This window comes from Desulfatitalea alkaliphila (genome assembly GCF_022968795.1).
In the GTDB taxonomy this organism is placed as follows: Bacteria; Desulfobacterota; Desulfobacteria; order Desulfobacterales; family Desulfosarcinaceae; genus Desulfatitalea; species Desulfatitalea alkaliphila.
Genome location: NZ_JALJRB010000025.1, coordinates 19380 through 40000, shown reverse-complemented (window position 1 = coordinate 40000; position 20621 = coordinate 19380). Strand labels below are relative to the sequence as shown.

General features: G+C 58.5%; 21 protein-coding genes and 1 other RNA gene (1 of these 22 only partly in view). All 22 read right to left on the bottom strand.

Annotation, left to right across the window (positions count from 1 at the left end; translation table 11 throughout):
• Positions 1-670, bottom strand: the 5' portion of a protein-coding gene (gene tyrS, locus MRX98_RS17595) for a tyrosine--tRNA ligase (RefSeq protein WP_246913123.1). Its footprint begins 638 nt before the window's first position; only the first 670 of its 1308 coding nucleotides appear in the window; the start codon lies at positions 668-670; its stop codon lies off the left edge, out of view.
• Between the two features lie 87 nt (positions 671-757).
• The gene (rny, locus tag MRX98_RS17590) at positions 758-2320 is read right to left on the bottom strand and encodes a ribonuclease Y (RefSeq protein ID WP_246913121.1); all 1563 of its coding nucleotides are present in this window, start codon (positions 2318-2320) and stop codon (positions 758-760) included.
• A 222-nt stretch (positions 2321-2542) separates the two neighbouring features.
• Positions 2543-2722: non-coding RNA, 6S RNA (gene ssrS, locus MRX98_RS17585), on the bottom strand.
• 130 nt (positions 2723-2852) lie between these two features.
• On the bottom strand, positions 2853-3143 hold the full coding sequence (locus MRX98_RS17580) for a cell division protein ZapA (RefSeq protein WP_246913161.1): 291 nt from the start codon (positions 3141-3143) through the stop codon (positions 2853-2855).
• 42 nt (positions 3144-3185) lie between these two features.
• A complete protein-coding gene (locus tag MRX98_RS17575; protein ID WP_246913114.1) occupies positions 3186-3431 on the bottom strand; it encodes a hypothetical protein in 246 nt (81 codons plus the stop codon).
• 41 nt (positions 3432-3472) lie between these two features.
• Complete coding sequence (locus MRX98_RS17570; RefSeq protein WP_281432421.1) at positions 3473-4240, bottom strand: sugar phosphate nucleotidyltransferase; 768 nt, start codon at positions 4238-4240, stop codon at positions 3473-3475.
• Positions 4241-4387: 147 nt separating this feature from the next.
• Positions 4388-4807, bottom strand: coding sequence for a F0F1 ATP synthase subunit epsilon (locus MRX98_RS17565; protein WP_246913113.1), 420 nt, complete (start codon positions 4805-4807; stop codon positions 4388-4390).
• A gap of 17 nt (positions 4808-4824) precedes the next feature.
• Positions 4825-6246 (bottom strand): F0F1 ATP synthase subunit beta, encoded by a 1422-nt coding sequence (atpD, locus tag MRX98_RS17560; RefSeq protein WP_246913111.1) that lies wholly within the window; start codon positions 6244-6246, stop codon positions 4825-4827.
• A 37-nt stretch (positions 6247-6283) separates the two neighbouring features.
• The gene (gene atpG, locus MRX98_RS17555) at positions 6284-7180 is read right to left on the bottom strand and encodes an ATP synthase F1 subunit gamma (RefSeq protein WP_246913109.1); all 897 of its coding nucleotides are present in this window, start codon (positions 7178-7180) and stop codon (positions 6284-6286) included.
• Positions 7181-7236: 56 nt separating this feature from the next.
• The gene (gene atpA, locus MRX98_RS17550; protein ID WP_246913107.1) at positions 7237-8754 is read right to left on the bottom strand and encodes a F0F1 ATP synthase subunit alpha; all 1518 of its coding nucleotides are present in this window, start codon (positions 8752-8754) and stop codon (positions 7237-7239) included.
• On the bottom strand, positions 8754-9305 hold the full coding sequence (atpH, locus tag MRX98_RS17545; RefSeq protein ID WP_246913106.1) for an ATP synthase F1 subunit delta: 552 nt from the start codon (positions 9303-9305) through the stop codon (positions 8754-8756). The genes atpA and atpH overlap by 1 nt, the downstream gene beginning before the upstream one ends.
• Complete coding sequence (atpF, locus tag MRX98_RS17540; protein WP_246913104.1) at positions 9305-9895, bottom strand: F0F1 ATP synthase subunit B; 591 nt, start codon at positions 9893-9895, stop codon at positions 9305-9307. The genes atpH and atpF overlap by 1 nt, the downstream gene beginning before the upstream one ends.
• Positions 9895-10320 (bottom strand): F0F1 ATP synthase subunit B, encoded by a 426-nt coding sequence (locus tag MRX98_RS17535; protein WP_246913102.1) that lies wholly within the window; start codon positions 10318-10320, stop codon positions 9895-9897. Before MRX98_RS17535 ends, atpF begins: the two co-directional genes overlap by 1 nt.
• Before the next feature lie 116 nt (positions 10321-10436).
• Positions 10437-10886 (bottom strand): bactofilin family protein, encoded by a 450-nt coding sequence (locus MRX98_RS17530; protein ID WP_246913101.1) that lies wholly within the window; start codon positions 10884-10886, stop codon positions 10437-10439.
• 54 nt (positions 10887-10940) lie between these two features.
• Positions 10941-12047 (bottom strand): rod shape-determining protein RodA, encoded by a 1107-nt coding sequence (rodA, locus tag MRX98_RS17525; RefSeq protein ID WP_246913099.1) that lies wholly within the window; start codon positions 12045-12047, stop codon positions 10941-10943.
• A complete protein-coding gene (gene mrdA, locus MRX98_RS17520) occupies positions 12040-13866 on the bottom strand; it encodes a penicillin-binding protein 2 (RefSeq protein ID WP_246913098.1) in 1827 nt (608 codons plus the stop codon). Before mrdA ends, rodA begins: the two co-directional genes overlap by 8 nt.
• Positions 13867-13923: 57 nt before the next feature.
• Positions 13924-14436, bottom strand: a complete 513-nt coding sequence (locus tag MRX98_RS17515; protein WP_246913097.1) for a hypothetical protein — start codon at positions 14434-14436, stop codon at positions 13924-13926.
• On the bottom strand, positions 14433-15266 hold the full coding sequence (mreC, locus tag MRX98_RS17510; protein WP_246913095.1) for a rod shape-determining protein MreC: 834 nt from the start codon (positions 15264-15266) through the stop codon (positions 14433-14435). The genes MRX98_RS17515 and mreC overlap by 4 nt, the downstream gene beginning before the upstream one ends.
• Positions 15267-15270: 4 nt before the next feature.
• Positions 15271-16311, bottom strand: coding sequence for a rod shape-determining protein (locus tag MRX98_RS17505; protein ID WP_246913093.1), 1041 nt, complete (start codon positions 16309-16311; stop codon positions 15271-15273).
• Between the two features lie 114 nt (positions 16312-16425).
• Positions 16426-17514 (bottom strand): serine hydrolase domain-containing protein, encoded by a 1089-nt coding sequence (locus tag MRX98_RS17500; RefSeq protein ID WP_246913091.1) that lies wholly within the window; start codon positions 17512-17514, stop codon positions 16426-16428.
• Positions 17507-18454 carry a S66 peptidase family protein gene (locus tag MRX98_RS17495; RefSeq protein ID WP_246913090.1) on the bottom strand — a complete coding sequence of 316 codons (948 nt, stop codon included), beginning with the start codon at positions 18452-18454 and terminating at the stop codon, positions 17507-17509. The genes MRX98_RS17500 and MRX98_RS17495 overlap by 8 nt, the downstream gene beginning before the upstream one ends.
• 238 nt (positions 18455-18692) lie before the next feature.
• Complete coding sequence (locus MRX98_RS17490) at positions 18693-20474, bottom strand: acyl-CoA dehydrogenase family protein (RefSeq protein ID WP_246913088.1); 1782 nt, start codon at positions 20472-20474, stop codon at positions 18693-18695.
• Positions 20475-20621 lie beyond the last annotated feature (147 nt).

Below are 20621 nucleotides of genomic sequence, written 5' to 3'. Positions count from 1 at the left end.
TGATCAGCTTGAAAGTAACGCCAAAGGCTTGCTGCCCGAGGGTCCGGCGAATCAGATCGATTCCGGCGACAATGTTGCCCCACTGGTCGCTGCCGCCCATCTGCAGCCGACACCCGTGCTGTTCGCAAAGGGTATAAAAGTCATAGGCTTGCAGCACCATGTAATTGAACTCGATGAAACTTAGCCCCTCCTCCGATTCCAGCCGCGCCCGGCAACTTTCCGCCTTGATCATACGATTGACGGAAAAGTGGCGCCCGAAATCGCGCAGAAAGGGAATCAGGGCGATTTGCCCAAGCCACTCGGCGTTATTGAGCAACATGGCCTTGCCGTCGGAGAAGTCCAAAAAGTGCGCCAACTGCCGTTTGATATCCGCCACATTGGCATTCACTTGCGCCACGGTGAGCATTTTGCGCATTTCCGTCTTGCCGCTGGGATCCCCTACCAGACCGGTACCGCCACCGACCAGGGCAATGGGCCGGTGGCCGCACCGTTGCATGTGCGCCAAGGCCATGATCGGCACCAGGTGGCCCACATGGAGGCTCGCAGCGGTGGGATCAAAGCCGATGTAGCAGCTGATGGACCCCGATCCGGCATATTCGCGCAGCTCCTGGTCGTGGGTGGTCTGTTCGATGAACCCCCTGTCGCGCATTACCTCGATAACATTCGCCATTCTCTGTCGCTCCGTTACTGCAAAGATCCGTCCCGGCCGATGGCTATGGAGGCACCGGGTGCCACCACCGCCATCGGCCGTGGTCATCTATTTGTTGGCATATTCGACGGCCCTTGTTTCCCGTATCACCGTCACCTTGATCTGGCCCGGAAAGGTCAGCACTTCCTCGATCTTTTTAACGATATCGCGGCTCATCAGAATAGCGTCCTCATCGTTGATTTTACCGCTTTCCACAATGACCCGCAGCTCCCGGCCGGCCTGGATGGCGTATGCGCAATCCACACCGCGAAAGCCTGTGGCGATCCCCTCCAGCTCCTCCAGCCGCTTGACATAGTTTTCAAGCAGCTCCTTGCGTGCCCCGGGGCGCGCACCGGATAACCCATCAGCCGCCTGGACCAGGATGTCGTAGACGGTCGCCGGCGGCACATCTTCATGGTGAGCGGCAATGGCATTAACGATCTGTGGCGTTTCACCAAATTTTTTCGCCAAACGCGAACCGATCAGTGCGTGGGGCCCCTCTACCTCGTGATCAATCCCCTTGCCGATGTCGTGCAGCAGTCCCATGCGCCGGGCCAGTTTCTCCTTCAACCCGAGTTCCGCTGCCATGATACCGCACAAAAACCCCACCTCGATGGAGTGCTGCAGCACATTCTGAGAGTAGCTTGTCCGATACTTGAGCTGGCCCAAATATTTAATCAATTCGGGGTGAATGCCGTGAACTCCCAGATCGAAGGCCGCCTGCTCACCGGCCTCTTTGATGGATGCATCGATTTCGACGGTGACCTTCTTGACCACATCTTCAATACGGGCCGGGTGGATACGGCCGTCGGCAATCAATTTCATCAAGGATTGACGCGCCACCTCCCGCCGCACGGGGTTGAACCCGGAGAGAATGACGGCCTCGGGGGTATCGTCGATAATCAGGTCGATCCCGGTGGCCGCCTCCAAAGCCCGGATGTTGCGGCCTTCACGACCGATGATGCGCCCTTTCATTTCGTCGCTGGGCAGCTGAACCACGGTCACGGTGCGCTCGGCCACATAATCGGCGGCATACCGTTGGATGGCGGTGGCCAGAATTTTTTTGGCTTTCTTGTCCGCTTCCTCCTTGGCCTCGCTCTCGATCCTTTTGATCAGTTTCGCCCCTTCGTAGCGAGCTTCGTTCTCCATCGCCCGCAACAGCAGCTCCTTGGCCTGCTCAGCGGTCAGGGCGGAAATTCTTTCGAGTTGCAAGCGCTGCTCCTCGATCATTGAATCGCATTGCTGTTCTTTTTGGGCGATGGTCTCATGACGGCTTTCGATCTCTTTTTCGATCTGTTGCAGCTCTTTTTCCTTTTGATCGCAAGTCTCCTGCTTGCGATCGATGTTTTCCTCCTTCTGCATCAATCGACGTTCGAGTTTCTTGAGCTCGGCGCGCGTCTCTTTCGTTTCGGCGTCAAACTCGTTCTTCATCACCAGAAGCCGGTCTTTGGCTTCCAGACTGGCCTCCTTGAGCAGGGCATCGGCTCTGTTCCGGCTCTCCTCAAGGATTCTTTCCGCTTCCGTCCGTGCCGCTTCGGTCTTACGTCGTTCCATCAGCCAATTGAGCAGAAACGCCGCACCAAAGCCGACACCGAGTCCCACGATCACCAGGGCGAACACATATCCGTTCATCGTGCCTCCGTGAGGGTTGTTGTCATATTTCAAAATGGCCGGGCAATTGCCCCCCTTGTTCTTCAACACAAAGGGGATGCCCGTCCGTGATTGGATCGGTTGGATAATGAACGATCAATGATCGAAGGGGATAATGGATGGGGACAGTGAAGGAAAGACCAGGGTGTTCATGCCCATTGGAGCACGAGCACCGGCTGCGTTCGGGTCACGCGCAAATGGAGGATCACCCCCACCAAGATGCCGTGTTGGCAGGCCTTTGAACCATAAAGGCAAGTGGGCGCCCTGTGACTTCTTCAGGCTTTTCTGTACATGCAGAACTTGCACACCGAAGCCAAGAAGGGCTCCCTTTGAATAAGCGTTGGGTCAAAGCACATCTTCCAATCACGCACACAGCAGGGGTGATCACCCAATTCGACGCACTCACGCACGTTCATCTGTCATGGCCACGGAAAGGGCTGGTTTCGTCTGTCTTGCACCATCGAGGCAAGATCGTCCACATCCGCCGGCGCTAAGGCCGACTACCGTGGTAAGCTCAGGATAACCCGAGTTGCGATTCAAGTGTGTGCAATAGATTTCCGGACCGCTGTCCAATGTCCTCGAGCAATCGCTGATGTCGTTTCTTCAGATCGAAAAATTCATTGGCGATGTTCAAAGCGGTAAGCACCAATATCGCACGTTTGTCCGGGTTCAGGGTATTGCCTGCACATTGCGCTCGGGCCTGGTCGACCGATTCTAACACATAATCGGCCACCGATTGGGCTTCCGCGCGATTCACGTCGGTTTTGAATGTGAAGGTCTGCCCCAGTATCTCTATGGTCAGCACTTGATCCAACGAAGTCGAAATTCCCTTCTCCGCCCCATTCAATTAATCCTTTTCATCCGCAAATTCGGACAATCTGTTCATCAAACCATCGACCTTTGACCGAATCAGTGTCTTTAGCGCTTCATCCTTTTCTTGCACCGCCGCTTGTTCTTGCAATTGACGGGTCATTTGCTCATTGCCCTGACGCAATTGGGCGATTTCCGCATCACGAACTTTGCACGCCTCGATCAACTGTTCGATTTTACGCTCTAATATCTCAAATTGCGTTATAACGGTATCTTGATCCAAACTTACACCTCGTCTGTTTAGAAACACTATATGCGTGGGGCTCAACTGAAGTCAAGATCTTTCCCCGAACCCCTCATATTCATAATTTTTTCTACTATTTGCAAGTCATCACGACTGTTGACACCCAGGATTTCGCTACTGTCGGACACGATCACGGCACCAATGGGGCGTTGGTCACGATACCCCAATCCGACGATGTCCGTCAGATAAATTTCGTTTTGCTTGTTGTCGCGGCCCAACCGGGGCAAGACGCTTTCAAGAAAATCGCGCCGTATTACATAAATACCGGCATTGACGATGTTGATCGCTTTTTGCACCTCATCGGCGTCGGCCTCCTCCACGATGGCGGTCAATCCGCCACCGGCATCGAAGATCAGTCGGCCGTACCCTTTTGGATTTGATAGTCGCACCGCCAACAAGGTGACATCCCGTCGTTGGCGGCAGTGATCGGCCACCAATTGTTCTATGGTGCCCGGCCTGATCAGGGGCACGTCGCCACAAAGCACCACCACCTGCGCAACATCGTCGGGAATCGACGGCAAGGCACACATCACCGCGTGACCCGTCCCCAGCTGGCGCTCCTGTAGTGCAAAATGAGCCGAGACCGTTTCGGCCACCACCTGTTTGACCCGTTCGGCTTGGTGTCCCACCACGACGACGACATTATTGCCGGCGACCGTGGCTGCGGTGTCGACAACGTATCGAATCATCGGCACACCGCAAATAGGGTGCAGCACCTTGGCCAAATCCGATTCCATGCGGGTTCCAAGACCGGCCGCCAGAATGACAATGCCCACCGTGTCTGTCATAATTTTCACCTTGCTCCCAAATCCACTTGCACGCGGTCATCCACCGGCGTTGCAGCGGCCTTTCGTCCTGTCCGCAGTCGCAGCAGCCCCACAAAAAAGGGCAACCGACACCGGTCGCCCTCTTTGTTCATGAGTGGATCCGTTATATCAAACGCGTGGCGACTCCGCCATTCTGATACGCATGATCGCGCGCGCCAACGCTGCGCGGGCACGCACAAAATCGATGCCCTCTCGATCTTCGCTGGCCAGCCGTTTCTCGGCACGCTCCAAGGCCGCTTTTGCGCGATCAACGTCTATCTCACGACGCCGTTCGGCAGATTCGGCCAATATGGTAACCTTGTTGGGCAACGCTTCAGCAAAACCGCCGCTGACAAACACCAGGCGCTCCTTGCCCCCATCGTCGACGTAGCGCACCGTCCCGAGTTTGAGGTTGGTCATGAACGGGGTGTGGCCGGGCAACACGCCGAACTCCCCGAGGGCGGCAGGGGCCATGACGATGCGTGCCGTCTCGCTGACCACCGATTTTTCGGGGGTCACGATCTCCAATTTCAATGTCTTTTCAGCCATGCTTTCCCCTCAACCGTTTAGGCGGCCTCGGCCTGCCGTTTCTTGGCATCCTCCAGCACTTCCTCAATACCGCCCTTCATGTAGAAGCACTGTTCGGGAACATCATCATGGACACCTTCGACGATCTCCTTGAAGCCCCGGATGGTGTCTTCGATCTTCACATATTTACCCGGGAAGCCGGTGAAAACTTCCGCCACGTGGAACGGCTGGGAAAGGAACCGCTGGATCTTGCGTGCCCGGGAGACCGTCAGCTTGTCCTCTTCGGAAAGCTCATCGATGCCCAGAATGGCGATGATGTCTTGAAGCTCTTTGTATTTCTGCAGAATCTGCTGCACCTGACGCGCGGTATGATAATGTTCTTCACCGATGAAGTTGGCATCCAGAATGCGTGAGGTGGAGTCCAGCGGATCCACCGCCGGGTAGATCCCGAGCTCGGCGATCTGACGCGAGAGCACCACGGTACCGTCCAAGTGGGCGAAGGTGGTGGCCGGCGCCGGGTCGGTCAAGTCGTCGGCAGGCACGTAAACGCACTGCACGGCGGTAATGGACCCCTTGTCCGTGGAGGTGATGCGCTCTTGCAGCTCGCCGAGGTCGACGGCCAGAGTGGGTTGATAACCCACCGCGGAGGGCATGCGCCCCAAAATGGCCGACACTTCCGAACCGGCCTGGGTGAAGCGGAAGATGTTGTCGATGAAGATCAGCACGTCCTGGCCTTCCACGTCACGGAAATATTCGGCACAGGTCAGGGCGGACAAGGCCACGCGGGCGCGGGCACCGGGCGGCTCGGTCATCTGACCGTACACCAGGGCGGCTTTCGGCAAAACGCCCGAATCCTTCATTTCGTGGTACAGGTCGTTGCCTTCACGGGTGCGCTCACCCACGCCGGCAAACACCGAGATACCACCATGCTGCATGGCGATGTTATGCACCATCTCCATCATGATAACGGTCTTGCCCACGCCGGCACCGCCGAACATCCCCATTTTACCGCCACGGGGAAAGGGCACCAGAAGGTCGATCACCTTGACACCGGTTTCCAGCACGTTGACTTCCACGTCCTGTTCGGTGAACTTGGGCGCCTCGCGGTGAATGGGCATCATCTTTTCCTGGCTGATGGGACCCAGACCATCCACGGGCCGACCCACAACGTTGATAACGCGACCCAGGCTGGCTTCGCCGACGGGTACCATGATGGGGTTGCCGGTGTCCTTGACCGGCATGCCGCGCACGAGGCCGTCGGTGATGTCCATGGCGATGGTGCGAACCACGTTGTCGCCCAAGTGCTGGGCCACCTCGACCACCAGGTTGTCCGGTTCATCGTTAATCGTCGGGTTGGTAATGGTCAGCGCCGTGTAAATGGTCGGCAACTTGCCCTGCTCGAATTCGACGTCCACGACAGGCCCCAACACCTGCGTGATTTTTCCGGTATTCTCTGCCATCTATATTCCTCCTATGAAACTCAGTTCGTTATGCGTCTTAACCTTTGAGGGCTTCGGCGCCGCCCACGATATCCATCAGTTCGGCGGTAATGGATGACTGGCGGGCCTTGTTGTAGGCCAGGGTCAAACTTTCAATCATGTCGTTGCATGCCTTGGTGGCGTTGTCCATGGCCAGCATCCGGGCGGCATGCTCACTGGCCGACGTTTCGAGCAGCGCTCTGTAGATCTGAATATCCACACTCTTGGGCAGAATTTCACCCAACAGCTCCTCCGGTGAAGGTTCGCAGATGTGTTCCGGCAGATAGGTCGCCTCCTCATCCGACACCTGCTGCTCATCAGCGATTTCCAGGGGCGGAATGGGCAGCAACTGTTTAACGACCGGCAGCTGTTTGGACATGCCGACAAACTCGGCATAGACCATCAGCACCTCGTCGTAGGTGCCCTGAAGAAAGCTGGAGACCATATCGCGACCCGTGGTGGCGGCAATGTTGAACCCGATGGTGCCACCCATCACACCGATGTGCTGCTCCACCATGGTGCGTTTCTCCCGCCGCAGCCAATCCCGTCCCTTTTTACCAAAGGCGGTGAAAGAGACCGCGACGCCCTTGTCGGCCAGGGTGTTGGCCAGCTCCTCGGCCTTTTCGATCAGATTGGCGTTGAAACCACCGCAAAGGCCGCGATCCGAGGTGCACAACAACACGTTGGCCGTTTTGATGGACTCACGGGGTACCAGCAACGGATTGCTATCGTCCGCGGAACTTTGGGCGAGGCTGCCCAACACCTCTTCGAACTTCGCGGCATAGGGCCGGAAGCCCTCCATGCGCTGCTGGGCACTGCGCAACCGGGAGGCAGCCACCATGTTCATCGCCTTGGTGATCTGCTTGGTCTTTTTGACCGCGGCAATTTTGAGTTTAACTTCTTTTAGAGTCGCCATAAAGCTCAGCCCTTATCGTTTTGAGTCTTCGTTTGCCCTGAAACAGGTCACCCGTCTTATTTGATGGTATCCTTGAATTCCTCGTCATAGGCCTTCAAGGCATCGTTCATGAGGGTTTCCAATTCATCGTCGATGGCTTGCTTCTCTTTCAGCTGGCTGAACATCTTGGGGAAACGTTCCTCGATGAAGGGGTAGAGCCCGGCCTCGTATTTGGCGATGACCTCAATGGGATATTTGTCCAAGTAGCCACGGGCGCCTGCGAACAGAATGGTGACCTGTTTCTCCATGGGCAGGGGCTGGTACTGAGGCTGCTTGAGCACTTCCACCAGACGTTGGCCACGGGTCAACTGCCGTTGGGTGGAGGCGTCCAAGTCGGAACCGAAAGCGGCGAAGGCTTCCAGTTCACGGTATTGGGCCATGTCCAGGCGCAGGGTGCCGGCCACCTGTTTCATTGCCTTGACCTGGGCGGCGCCGCCGACGCGGGACACTGAAAGGCCGACGTTGATGGCCGGACGCACACCGGCGAAGAAAAGGCCCGGCTCCAGGTAAATCTGGCCGTCGGTAATGGAGATCACATTGGTCGGAATGTAGGCCGAAACGTCGCCGGCCTGGGTTTCAATGATCGGCAAGGCGGTCAGGGAGCCGGCGCCGAGCTCGTCGTTGAGTTTGGCCGATCGTTCGAGCAGACGGGAGTGGTTGTAAAAAATGTCGCCGGGATAGGCCTCACGTCCGGGAGGACGGCGCAGCAACAGGGAGACCTGGCGATAGGCGGCGGCCTGCTTGGACAAGTCGTCGTAAATGATAAGCGCGTGTTGGCCCTTGTCCCGAAAGTATTCGCCCATGGCGCATCCGGCATAGGGGGCGATGTACTGCAGGGTGGCGGGGTCGCTGGCGCAAGCGGAAACGATGGTGGTGTATTCCATGGCGCCGTGCTTTTCCAGAACGGCATGCACTTGGGCCACGGTGGATTTCTTTTGGCCGCAGGCCACATAGATACAGTAGATGTCGGAATCTTTTTGTGCCAGGATGGCGTCAATGGCGCAGGCGGTTTTCCCGATCTGGCGGTCGCCGATGATCAACTCACGCTGTCCGCGCCCGACGGGGGTCATGGCGTCAACGGCCTTGAGACCGGTGTAGCAGGGTTCGTGCACACTTTTGCGGGCGATGACGCCGGGTGCGACCATTTCCACGCGGCGGGTCTCGGCGCCCTCGATGGGGCCCTTGCCGTCGATGGGCATGCCCATGGCGTCCACAACGCGGCCAAGGACCGGCTCGCCGACGGGCACCTGGGCAATCTTACCGGTCCGCTTGACGATGTCGCCCTCTTTGATGTGGATGTCCTCGCCCATAATGGCAACGCCCACATTGTCCTCTTCCAGATTGAGCACCAGGCCTAAAATACCACCGGTAAATTCGACCAGCTCCAGAGCCATTACTTTTTCCAGGCCGTAGACACGGGCGATGCCGTCGCCGACGGACAAGACCACTCCGGTTTCGCTCAACTCGACCTTTTTGTCGTAACTGGTAATCTGCTCTTTGATAATCTGACTGATTTCTTCGGCTCTAAGTTCCATTATGCACGCTCACCCCTTTTTAAAGATTCTCTCATATTGAGTAATTGTGTTTTCACGCTTCCATCCAAGACGAGATCCCCGATACGGGTCACAATGCCCCCGATGAGTGTCGGATCTTGTTCCACCGTAAGCACCACCTCCTTGCCGGTCTTCTTGGAGAGGGCCTGGCGGATCTTTTCAACGGTTTCAGCGGTCAATTCACTGGCTGCAACAAGGCTGGCCCGGGCAACGCCTTTGATCTCGTCGGCCAGCTTCTGGTAGAACTCATTGATATTGCCCAGGAAGCCGATGCGTCCTTTTTCGAAGAGCACGAGCAGGAAAGTGGCCATCACCTTCGACAGGTTCATCTTCTCGATCACCTTCTCGAGTACCCGCTGACGTTCATCGACGTTGTAAAGCGGGTTGGCGATGGTGTCTGCCAGCTGCTTTTCACGGACCATCAAGCGGGCCAAACCATCCAGCTCCTCGCGGTAGCTTTCGGCCTGACCATCCTCTTTACCGATCAACAAAAGTGCCTTGGCATAACGCCGTGCTATTGCCAGATTTCTCACTAGGCCACCACCTTCTCTAAGTATTCGTCCACCAAACGATCCTGGTCCGTACCGGTCATCTTTTGTTTGATGATCTGCTCCGCCCGGGCCAAGGCTTTTTCGACCACTTGCTCCTGAAGTTCGGATCTGGCTTGATTGAATTCATACTCAATATTCTTGCGCGCCTGCTCCTTCAATTTGTCCGCCGCCGCTTCGGCCGCCTTGAGAATGCGCGACTTGGCATCCTCGCCTTGCTGGACATATTCGGCGACAATCCGTTCGGCCTCCTTTTCCAGCTGGGCCAGGCGATGGTTGTAATCGGCCAACTGCTTTTCGACGGCCGTCTTGCGGCTTTCCAAGTCTTCAAGCTCCTGGGCGATCCCTTTGATGCGATTGCGGAAAAACTGCCCCGCGGGCTTGCGCAGCAAAAAGTAAATAATCAAACTCAAAACAACAAAGTTAAGCACTCTGTAGGAGTCCGTCGCCTGCCAGTGCGCACCGGCCGCCCACACGGCGCCGGCGCCGAAGAGCACAAAAAAAGCCACGACAGCGGTCATGGCGCCTATCCACTTGAGTTTTTTTGTCTTGATACCTACTGCTGCGATCTTCATCAGGCCGCCCTCCCCAGAATTTTGCTTGCAATCGCTTCGGCGAAGGCATCCACTTCCTTTTCCAGGGAGACCCTCACTGCGTCCGTGTCCTGGGCGATCTTGGCCTTGACCGCCGCCAAATCCTTGTGGGCCTTGGCATTGATTTCCGCCACGATGGCCTGCTCCTCCTCGATGGCCTTTTGCATGCGGGCTTCTTTTTCTTCCTGCCCTTTGAGGCGTGCAGATTTGATGCCCGCCTCAAAGGCCCGGTTCTTTTCCTCGATCTGCTGGTTGGCCGAAGTCACGCTGCCCTCCAGGCCGTCCACCTTGGCCTTCCGCTGGTTCAGCATGCCTCGGATCGGTTTGTACAACACAATGTCAAGGATGTAGATCAAGACAATAAAATTGACTATCTGGATCAACACAGTCCAATCGAGGTCAATCATAGAGGGCCTCCAAGAACGTTTTACTGTTAGCTTACTAAGTTGAAATGACTACAAAATAGCAAAACCCGAGATAGGGGCGAACAAGGGGGCTGTATAGCATCGGACCTTCAGAATTGTCAAAGCTTTTTTGAAACTTTTTGCTCGGTTGGAACGTCGCCGGGACTGCCGCTTGCCGATGGTCCGGTCTTTGCAGTCGCACTGTCAGGGCGTTCCATGGTGCAGTGACCGTTGTACACGACCCCCGAATCGATGGCCACCGATGGGGATCGCAAATCACCGGTGACTTTGGCGGGTGCATGAATTTCGATCCGCTGGACGGCGTCCAGACGGCCGTTGACCTTGCCCCGGACGATGGCCGTACCCACCTGAATGTCGGCTTCCAGATCGGCGTGTTCGCCGATGATCAAGGTGCCCTGCTCGCTGCGCACGCTGCCTTTGATGCGGCCGTCCACACGGATGGTCTCCTTGAAGCTCAAGGTGCCCTCGATGAAAGTGTCCCGCCCCAACAAGGTCGTAATGGTGGCCGTGGCTTCCGGCCCGGCCCCTTGCTTGCCCTTTTTCAACATGGTCTCCTCCCTGTCTTCGATTCTGCAACAAATCGGCCTTTCACCCGGCCCACCTCATTTTTCGAACATAAACCGCCGCATGCTCACGTTGAGCAACAAGCCGATACCGGCCATGGTGGTCAACACGGAAGAGCCGCCGTAACTGATCAGCGGCAGGGTCACGCCCACCACAGGCAGCAATCCCATGACCATCCCGATGTTAATCACCACCTGGGTCGCCAGCATGACGGTCACCCCCACGGCCAGAATGGTGCCATAAGGATCCCGGCTGCGCTGGGCCACCTGCAATCCCCATGTGATCAACAGCAGAAACAGCAGCAATGCCGCAGCGGCGCCCACAAACCCCCACTCTTCGGCCAACACGGAGAAGATGAAATCGGTGTGTTGCTCCGGCAGGAAATCAAGGGTGTTCTGGGTGCCCAGCAGGAATCCCTTGCCGCTGACCATGCCGGAACCGATTGCGATCTTGGACTGGATGATGTGGTAGCCGGCCCCCAAAGGGTCCCGTTCGGGGTTGAGAAAGGTGAGAATGCGCTGTTTTTGATACCCTTTGAGAAAAAACCACACCACCGGCACCAACAAGGCGCCGCTGCCCAAGAGGCCTATGAATGTGGTCCGCTCGATTTTGGCGTACAGGGTGATGCCACAACCGATGATCAGAATCATCAAGGCAGTTCCCAAATCGGGCTGCTGTACGATCAAGACACAGGGCAGCGCCATGATGAGCATCGGTTTCACCAGTTCGCGCAAGCGCAGCCCTTCGGTGGTGACCACCTTTGCGTAATACTTGGCCAGCATGATGATCACGGCGATCTTGACCAACTCCGAGGGCTGAATCGACACCGGCCCGAGCACCAGCCATCGCCGGGCGCCGCCGCCGAGCTTGCCGTGCACCAGGACCGCCAACAGCAGGATGATGCACAGGATGTAAAACAAATGGCCCCAGCGCTCGTATACCTTGTAGTTGATAAGAAAAACGGCCACCATCACCAGCGCCCCGAAACCGTACCAGACCAGTTGTCGCGTAAACAGTCCGGACGGATGGGCGCCACCGCCTGCGTTCACGGCACTGTAGAGCACCACCAGGCCGACACCGCCGATGGCAATGGTCAGCAGCAGCAACCACCAATCGAAATACTCCACCAAACGACGATCAATCATCGGCCAACCCCAAAAAGGTTTCGATCAACGCTTTGGCCACCGGCGCCGCCGCTCCGGAGCCCGACTGGCCGTGTTCGACGACCACCGCCAGGGCGATGCGTGGCGCGTCGGCCGGCGCATAGGCCACAAACAGTGCATGATTGCGATGGCGCTCGGCCCGCTCTTCGGTCAGATGCTCATCGTCGCGGGGCCGCGCCACCACTTGGGCGGTGCCGGTCTTGCCGGCATAGGCAACGGATGGGATCCGTGCCCCCAATGCCGTGCCGCCGGGCATGTTGACCGCCGCCCACAAGGACTTGCGCAACAGCGCCATGTTTTCGGGGCTCAAATCCATTCGCCCCGAAATCTCCGGCGCGCCCTGATAAGTGACCTGGCCGTCGGCCGATTGCATCCGCTCGACCACAAAGGGTTTGAACAGCGTCCCTCCGTTGGCCACGCCGGCGGTCATCACCGCCAGCTGCAAAGGGGTGGTCAAGTTGAAGCTCTGGCCGATGGCGATGGACAGGTTTTCCCCCCGTTGCCAAGGCTCGCCGAAGCGGTTCAATTTCCACTGGGCCGTGGGTATCAAGCCCCGCGCTTCACGATCCACCTGCCATCCTGTTGGTTTGCCCAAGCCCATACGATGGGCATAGTGGGCCAATCGGTCGACCCCCAGGGCTTCGCCCAGGCGATAGAAATAGACATCGCAGGACTCGGCCATCGCCTTGATCAAATCGACGTTGCCGTGCCCCCACCGCTTCCAGCAGCGGTAGGCGCGGTTGCCGAACTGGTAGTGGCCGGGGCAGAAATAGGTGGTTTGATCGTCCACCACGCCCTCTTCCAAACCGGCGACGGCGGTGACGATTTTGTAGACCGAAGCCGGCGGGTACTCCCCTTGAATGGCCTTGTTCTCGAGGGGGCGGTAGGTGTTGGTCACCCATTCGTTCCATTGCTCGCGGGTCAGGCCGCTGACGAACAGGTTGGGATCGAAGGCCGGACTGCTGGCCATGGCCAACACCCTGCCACTGTCGGGTTCCAGTGCCACCACGGCCCCCGCCCGCCCATCCAGCAACATCTCCGCCTTTTGTTGCAGTGAACGGTCCAGGGTCAAAACGATATTGCGACCGGCAACGGCATCCACGGTTTGCAACACCCCGACCACCTGCCCCGAGGCATTCACCTCCACTTGCCGCCCCCCCCGCTTGCCGCGCAAGACGTTCTCGAAAGCGCGTTCCACACCGAACTTGCCGATGAAATCACCCCGTTTGCAATCCTCGAAGCCCGGCCGACGCAACTCTTCCGGACTGATCTCCCCCATATAGCCCACCACGTGGGCGGCCAGTTGGTCATGAATGTAGTGCCGACGGGCCGCTACCTGCACCATGACACCGGGCAACGCATAACGGTTGGCCTCGACCGCGGCCAGGGTGTCGCGACCGATATCCGATTTCAGCAGCAGCGGGGCGTAGGGGCCCCGGGGGCGGACGCTCTCCAGCCGCTCCCACAGTTGCGCCACGGGCTCATCGAGCAACGGCGCAAGGTGCGCCAGGGTGCGATCTAAAGGCTTGGCATCCTTGAGCACCACGTGAAGGTCGAAGGAAGGGCGATTGTCCACGATGGTGTTTCCGTGGCGGTCGAGAATCACCCCGCGAGGGGCATGGATGTCCTGCAGCCGGATGCTGTTGATGGCAGACAGGCGCCGCATTTCCTCGCCGTCGATCAGCTGCAGCTGCATCAAACGCAGCAACAACACCGCAAAAAGCAACAAAACGATCACCAGCACCTTCACCAAGCGCTGATTGAACCACTCGATGTCGACGGTCTGCAGGTAATTGGGCATCAGCGTCGATCTTGCATTTGAACAGGTTTGCGAAACATCGGTCCACGCTTTCGAATGCTACATGTCGGCAAAAATTCGATTGCGCCACAGGTCCAGTTGTCTCTGGGCCCAACCGATGGTCATCATGATCATCGGACCGGTGAACAACGCCCACAGAATCTGCAACAACACCGTCCGGGCGGCATCCACCGGAATACTGGCCCTTGGGGCCAGAAACCCCATGTACCCCATCAGGACAATGGTCTCGAAGGCCACGCCGATGGCGACGGCCAAGGCCGGCAAAGGCAGACCGCCGGTGTGCAGAAAGCGCGCCAGCCAACCCATGCCCACGTACAACCAAATGTATATCAGCAGGTAGAGCCCCATGGGGCCGCCGCACAGACTGTCCATGAGCAGGCCGAAAAAGACCACGATGGGAATGCCTTCCCAACGCGGCCGAAAGAAGCTCAGATAGATGACGATGGGGATCAACAGGTCGTAAAACTTGTCGAACAACGGCAGCCCGGGAATCAAGGTGGTCTTGATCACCACCAGGCAAAGGGACACCAGTATGTAGAACAGAATGGTCATGCGGGATCCGACGCTTCCATATCGACGACGGGAACGATCAACACTTCCTCCAGCCGATCAAAATCGACGTAGGGGGTTACAGTGACATCCTGGAAAAGGCCGGCGTCGTTCTTGACGATCCCGGTCACCCGGCCGACGGGCATGCCTTTGGGAAAAATCCCGTCCAGACCCGATGCCACCACCGTGTCGCCGAGGTGAAGGGTGTGCTGCCGCAACACGTAATCCAACACGCAGTAACCGGCCGTCCCGCCCTTGAGCACCCCCCGCGCGCGGCTTGCCTGCACCATGGCATCCACGGCGCTCTTGGGGTCGGTGATGAGCATCACTTTGGCGTAGCCCCCGGTGGCTTCCACCACCAATCCCACCACTCCCTGTGCGTTGATCACCGGCTGCCCGATCCCGACCCCGTCGGACCGGCCCTTGTCCACCAGAATGGTCTGAAACCAGGGTGACGGATCCTTGCCCACGACACGCGCGGCAACGGCAGGACGCTGGAGTGTTTCGGTCATGTCCAGCAGGGATTGCAGCCGCTCGTTGGCCTGGCGAACCTCCTCGTAGCGGTGTTGCAGGATTTGCATCTGCCGCAGCTCACTGCGCAAGCGATCATTGTCCTCCACCACGGCCGCAAGAAAAAAATAGTGCTCCCACACATCCCGGAAATAACGGGTGGTGTTAACGATCACTTTTTGAAAGGGCGCCACCAGCATGATCGCCAGGCGTCCCGGCCCATAGGCGGGATGGGGACGGCGACTGCTCAAGGCGAGAATGACGACGCTGGAAACAATCAGCACGATCAGGGCGGCGATCATCGCCGTTTGTCTGGAAAACATCGGGTCAATAGATGATTACTTGTTTGAGCATTTCAATGCTGTCCAACGCCTTCCCCGAACCCAGCGCGACCGTGGAAAGGGGATCGTCGGTAATGGTGATGGGCAACCCCGTCTCCTCGCGCAGCAAACGGTCCAGGTTTTTCAACAAGGCCCCGCCCCCGGTCAGCACGATGCCCCGATCGACGATGTCGGCGGCCAGTTCGGGCGGCGTCTGTTCCAGGGCGATCTTGACCGTCTCCACGATGGCATCGATCTGCTCCGATATGGCCATGCGCACCTCTTCCGAATCGATGGCCAGGATTTTGGGAATGCCGGAAACCAAATCACGCCCCTTGACTTCGATGGTGTCCACCGTCTCCGGATCGGGATAGGCGTTGCCGATGGTGGTTTTGATGCTTTCGGCCGTGCGTTCGCCGATCAGCAGGTTGTACTTGCGCTTGATGTATTGGGTGATGGCCTCGTCCATCTTATCGCCGGCCACCCGCAGGGAGCGGCAATAGACAATACCCGCCAGAGAGATGACCGCCACCTCGGTGGTGCCGCCGCCGATGTCCACCACCATGTTACAGGTGGGTTCGGTGATCGGCATGTTGGCGCCGATGGCCGCCGCCATGGGCTCTTCGATCAGAAACACCTCCCTGGCGCCGGCCGACTCGGCCGACTCCTTGACCGCCCGCTTTTCCACTTGGGTGATGCCCGACGGCACGGCGATGATGACCCGCGGCCGCACCAGGGACCGGCGGTTATGGACCTTTTGAATAAAGTGGCGCAACATCGCCTCGGTCACCTCGAAATCGGCGATCACCCCGTCCCGCATGGGGCGGATGGCAATAATGTTGCCCGGCGTGCGCCCTAGCATCTTCTTGGCCTCGGCACCCACCGCCAGCACCCGGTTGCGGGCCCGGTTGTCCGTGCGCACCGCCACCACCGACGGCTCGCTCAACACGATCCCCTTGCCTTTGACATACACCAACGTGTTGGCGGTCCCCAGATCGATGGCCAGATCAGAGGAAAAAAATCCCAGAATGCTATCCAGAAAATTCATAAATACGGCTTCCTTGTCTTGGCGATTGCGCGTTATCCTTTGTTGGGCTACCAGAAACGGACTTCCATTTCAAGTTGAATCTCTAAAATTTCGAATAAAATTAGTCAAGTTAGCTCATTTGACGCTGCGGCCGAGCACTGCGTTGATCCTGTCGTGCAACCGGGGTCGAAAGGCTTTGATGGCCGTATTGAACCGGGTGGGGTGCACCCGATTGGTCAGCAACACCACGATCAACGCCCTGCGACGGTCCATCCAAAAAGAGGTGCCTGTGAAACCCAGATGGCCGACACTGTCAGGCCCGAATCCATTGCCGGCACTGGAATCGCGCGGCGCCGGCGTATCGAACCCCAGTGCCCAGGAACTGCCGGACTGCCTTTGCAAAAAGGTGCGCACCAGGTCCCGGTCGAAAGCCGGGACCGCCGCAGCGCCCGCATCGACCGCCAACAGGACTTGCAGCAGCTTGCCGACCGCTGCCGCCGTGGCGAACAATCCAGCGTTGCCGGCCACGCCGCCCAGAACGTGGGCATGATCGTCATGCACCTCCCCCGACAGCAGCCGATTGCGCCAGGGGCACAATTCCGTGGCCGCATAGGGTACAGCCGGAGGCGAACAGGCCAGGTCGTTGAAGTGCATCGGCGCGATATTCAACGGTCGGGCCACCGTTGCGTCCCAAAACCGGTCCAGCCGTTGTTGTGTCGCCCGCTCCACCACCCACTGCAGCACCCAGAAGCCCAGATCGCTGTAGAGCACCCGCTCCCCCGGCGCGGCCTGCAGCGGCTCCTGCGCCACCCGCTTTTGCAACAATGCGGACCGCTCGGCGGCCGGCCGCCGCAACAGACGAAAAAAATAGGGGCGCCAGGCGGGCAGACCGGAACAGTGGCTCAACAGATGGCGCAGCGTCGGCAACTCACGGCCGTCGCCGGTCATCAAGGGCCAGTAGTCGGCACACGGCCGGTCCAATGTGAGCAGGCCCTTGCGCACCAGGTGCATCACGGCCAGGGCGGTCACCAGAGGTTTGGTCAACGAGGCCAGATCGAACAGCGTATCCACGGTCATGGGCCGCCCTCGAAAAAGGTCGGCCAGACCATAGGCGTTATGACAGCACACCTCGCCGCGACAAGCCACCCACAACACCGCCCCGGGGAAAACGCGCCGTGTCACGCCCTCCATCATCAGGCGATCCACCGCCCCGAAATCAAACATGGGATGAAATCCGATCCGGCTTTTGCACCGTGGCGGCCTCTTCGAAGCGCAAAGTCCCGCTGCCCGCATCCAGCACCACCGTCACACCTAGGGGAAGGGTCCGATTGGGATTTTGATGGCCCGCGGCCAATCCGGTCATGATGGGGATGGGCCGGTCGTCAAACAGTTGGCGCACGATGGCGTCAATCTCCTCTCCGGCACCGCAATCTGAAAAAGAGCCCAAAACCAATCCCGCTAACCCCTCAAAGCAGCCGGCCAGCTTCATCTGGACCAGCATGCGATCAATGCGGTAAGGCCGTTCCCCCCTGTCCTCGAGAAACAAAACGCACCCATGGTAAGATTGAGCAAAAGGCGTGCCAATAAGGCTGCACAATGTGGACAAATTGCCTCCCACCAATATCCCCTCCCCTCGACCGGGCCGCAGCGTGCGCAGGCCGGCAATCCGCGGCGGCCCCATGGCGACGGCTTGCAACATTTGCTGCAGCGCACTGCCGGCGGCGGCGTCGGACGGTTCCAAACTGCAAACCATGGGACCGTGAAAGGTCACCAAGCCGGTTTTGAGACGAATGGCCTGGTGCAGGGCGGTGGTGTCGCTGAAACCGATGAACGGCTTTGGATGGGCCGCAATCAGGGCATAGTCGAGGCTTTGCAGCAGGCGCAGACCGCCGTATCCGCCGCGGGCACACATGATGGCATGGACGGCATCGTCGGCGAACATGGTGTGCAGCTGCGCCGCCCGCAAGGCGTCCGAACCGGCCAGACACCCTTGACGGGCGAACAGATCGCCGCTCAAACGGGTGGCAAAGCCCATGGCATGCAGCAGAGCCACCCCCCGCGCCAGATCGGGCACCGAAAAGGGGCTCGCCGGGGCGACGATGCCGATGGTATCGCCCGGTTCAAGTGCATTGGGTTTGCGCCGTGCGGATGGTTCTGAAAGCATGATGGCTGCCGCTCTTTGCATGATGGGCCGACGGTTGTTCGCCACAGCGAAAGGGTTGGTTCCGTCCGATCAACGGATGAACACTAATTAATGGGGCAGGAAGGGTTGAAGCAAGTCTTTTTTGCGGCAAGGTACGCGAAGAGATCGAAGACCGGCGGGGCGGACGCCCCGCCGGTCGTATCATTCATCGGTCGGAACCGTGCCGCGGCGCGGCCCGGACCGATGGCATGGAACACAATCAGAAAGCGCCGTCGGGAATATCCATAACTTCCCGGCCCGGCCGCAAGCAGCTCTCCAGGGTGGCCAGGGTGTGGGGCAGGGTCGTGTCCACATAGTAGGTGGCCTGGAACACCTTGCCCTGGTAGAAATCCGACTTCTTCTTTTTGAGGGTTTCGGCGGCGATCACCGCCATGTCCAGCAAGCGCCAGCACATGATCACCTCGCCGTAGGCCAGCAGGGCGGGATAGGTGTAGGAGGCCCACTGCAGCGGATCGCTCTTCTGACGCTGTTTCATATCCTCGGACACCTCCAGCAGCCGCTGGACCACGCCATACAACGCACGAATTCGATCACCCAGTTCCGGATGCTCCCGATGGGCCTCACAGAAACCCTCGATCTCCTTCTGGAAGGCCTTGACGCAGGCTCCGTCGCGGATGGTCATCTTGCGGCCCATCAAGTCGGTGGACTGGATGCCGTTGGTGCCTTCGTACAGGGACATGATTTTGGCATCCCGCAGGTATTGCTCGATGGGATAATCCCGGCAATAGCCGTAGCCACCCAGACACTGCATGGCGATCTCACACACCCGGAATCCCAGATCGGAGCAGTAGGCTTTGATGATGGGGGTCATGAAATCGGTCAAATTCTCATAGTGGCCCCGCTCTTCACCTTCCGGCAGCTCGAGGGCCAGATCGGACCAGAAAGCGCCGGTGTAGATCATGGAGCGCATGCCGTCCACGTTGGCCTTCATCCAGAGCAGCATGCGCCGCACATCGGGATGATGGATGATGGCCACTTCACCCTTCTGGCGGCCGGCGATGTCACGCCCTTGAATGCGATCCTTGACATAGGCCAGGGCGTTTAAATAGGCCGTGCTGGCCATGGCCATGCCGCTGACGCCGGTATTGATGCGCGCCGCGTTCATCATCTGAAACATATGGGCCAGGCCTTTGTTCTTCTCGCCGCACAGATAACCGATACAACCGTCCTTGGCGCCGAAGCTCAGGGCGGCGGTGGGCGATGCGTGAAGCCCCAATTTCTCCTCGATGCCCGTACAGACCACATCGTTGGGCTCCCCGACGGAGCCGTCGGCATTGACCCGCATCTTGGGCACCACGAACAAGGAGATCCCCCGCACGCCTTCGGGCTCCCCGTCGATGCGCGCCAGCACCAGATGGACGATATTGTCCGCCAAGTCGTGCTCACCCCAGGAGATGAATATTTTGGTGCCTTTGATTTTGTAGTGATCGCCCTCGGGATAGGCCGTGGTCTCCAAGGCGGCCAGGTTGGAACCGGCGTTGGGCTCGGTCAAGCACATGGTGCCGGCCCAGGTGCCGTCGAACATCTTGGGCACATAGGTGTCGATCAACGCCTTGGTGCCGAAGCTTTCGATCAAATGGGCGGCCCCATGGGTCAGGCTGGGCGCCATATTGAAGGACTGACAGGCGCCGTACATGAAATCGTTGATCACGATGCGCATCATGTGGGGAAAGCCCTGGCCACCGTGCTCCAGGTCGCGGGCCGCCGCCGTCCAGCCGTCCTCGCCGTACTTTTTGAAGGCCTCTTTGAACCCCGGCGGGCACTTGACCTGATTGTTCTCGAACTTCAGCCCCTCGGTCTCCCCCACCTCGTTCAGGGGATCCAACACCCCCTTGGCGAACTCGATGGCCTCCTTGACCAGCAGGTCCAGCACTTTCTCGTTCTGGTCACTGTAACGATCCAGCTTGCAGAGTCGACCGTATTGCAGTTGCTCCTTGAGAATGAACATCACGTCCTTGGAATTGATTTTGAAATGTCCCATTTTTCCTCCGTTGAATCCATGCCGACGGCCGTGACCTGATGCGGTCTGCGCCTGTTGGCGGTGTGTAGGGTGCATGCGCGGTTGATGAGTTGACAAGCTGCCAATCGATTGAGCAATATGCTGAGCAATATGCTTGCCAACCTGATA

Coding starts and splice junctions, on each gene's coding strand:
- rny (WP_246913121.1), bottom strand. CDS start 2,320: ATGAACGGATATGTGTTCGCCCTGGTGATCGTGGGACTCGGTGTCGGC.
- MRX98_RS17570 (WP_281432421.1), bottom strand. CDS start 4,240: ATGACAGACACGGTGGGCATTGTCATTCTGGCGGCCGGTCTTGGAACC.
- MRX98_RS17565 (WP_246913113.1), bottom strand. CDS start 4,807: ATGGCTGAAAAGACATTGAAATTGGAGATCGTGACCCCCGAAAAATCG.
- atpD (WP_246913111.1), bottom strand. CDS start 6,246: ATGGCAGAGAATACCGGAAAAATCACGCAGGTGTTGGGGCCTGTCGTG.
- atpG (WP_246913109.1), bottom strand. CDS start 7,180: ATGGCGACTCTAAAAGAAGTTAAACTCAAAATTGCCGCGGTCAAAAAG.
- atpA (WP_246913107.1), bottom strand. CDS start 8,754: ATGGAACTTAGAGCCGAAGAAATCAGTCAGATTATCAAAGAGCAGATT.
- atpF (WP_246913104.1), bottom strand. CDS start 9,895: ATGAAGATCGCAGCAGTAGGTATCAAGACAAAAAAACTCAAGTGGATA.
- MRX98_RS17535 (WP_246913102.1), bottom strand. CDS start 10,320: ATGATTGACCTCGATTGGACTGTGTTGATCCAGATAGTCAATTTTATT.
- MRX98_RS17530 (WP_246913101.1), bottom strand. CDS start 10,886: ATGTTGAAAAAGGGCAAGCAAGGGGCCGGGCCGGAAGCCACGGCCACC.
- rodA (WP_246913099.1), bottom strand. CDS start 12,047: ATGATTGATCGTCGTTTGGTGGAGTATTTCGATTGGTGGTTGCTGCTG.
- mrdA (WP_246913098.1), bottom strand. CDS start 13,866: ATGCCCAATTACCTGCAGACCGTCGACATCGAGTGGTTCAATCAGCGC.
- MRX98_RS17515 (WP_246913097.1), bottom strand. CDS start 14,436: ATGACCATTCTGTTCTACATACTGGTGTCCCTTTGCCTGGTGGTGATC.
- mreC (WP_246913095.1), bottom strand. CDS start 15,266: ATGTTTTCCAGACAAACGGCGATGATCGCCGCCCTGATCGTGCTGATT.
- MRX98_RS17505 (WP_246913093.1), bottom strand. CDS start 16,311: ATGAATTTTCTGGATAGCATTCTGGGATTTTTTTCCTCTGATCTGGCC.
- MRX98_RS17500 (WP_246913091.1), bottom strand. CDS start 17,514: ATGTTTGATTTCGGGGCGGTGGATCGCCTGATGATGGAGGGCGTGACA.
- MRX98_RS17495 (WP_246913090.1), bottom strand. CDS start 18,454: ATGCTTTCAGAACCATCCGCACGGCGCAAACCCAATGCACTTGAACCG.
- MRX98_RS17490 (WP_246913088.1), bottom strand. CDS start 20,474: ATGGGACATTTCAAAATCAATTCCAAGGACGTGATGTTCATTCTCAAG.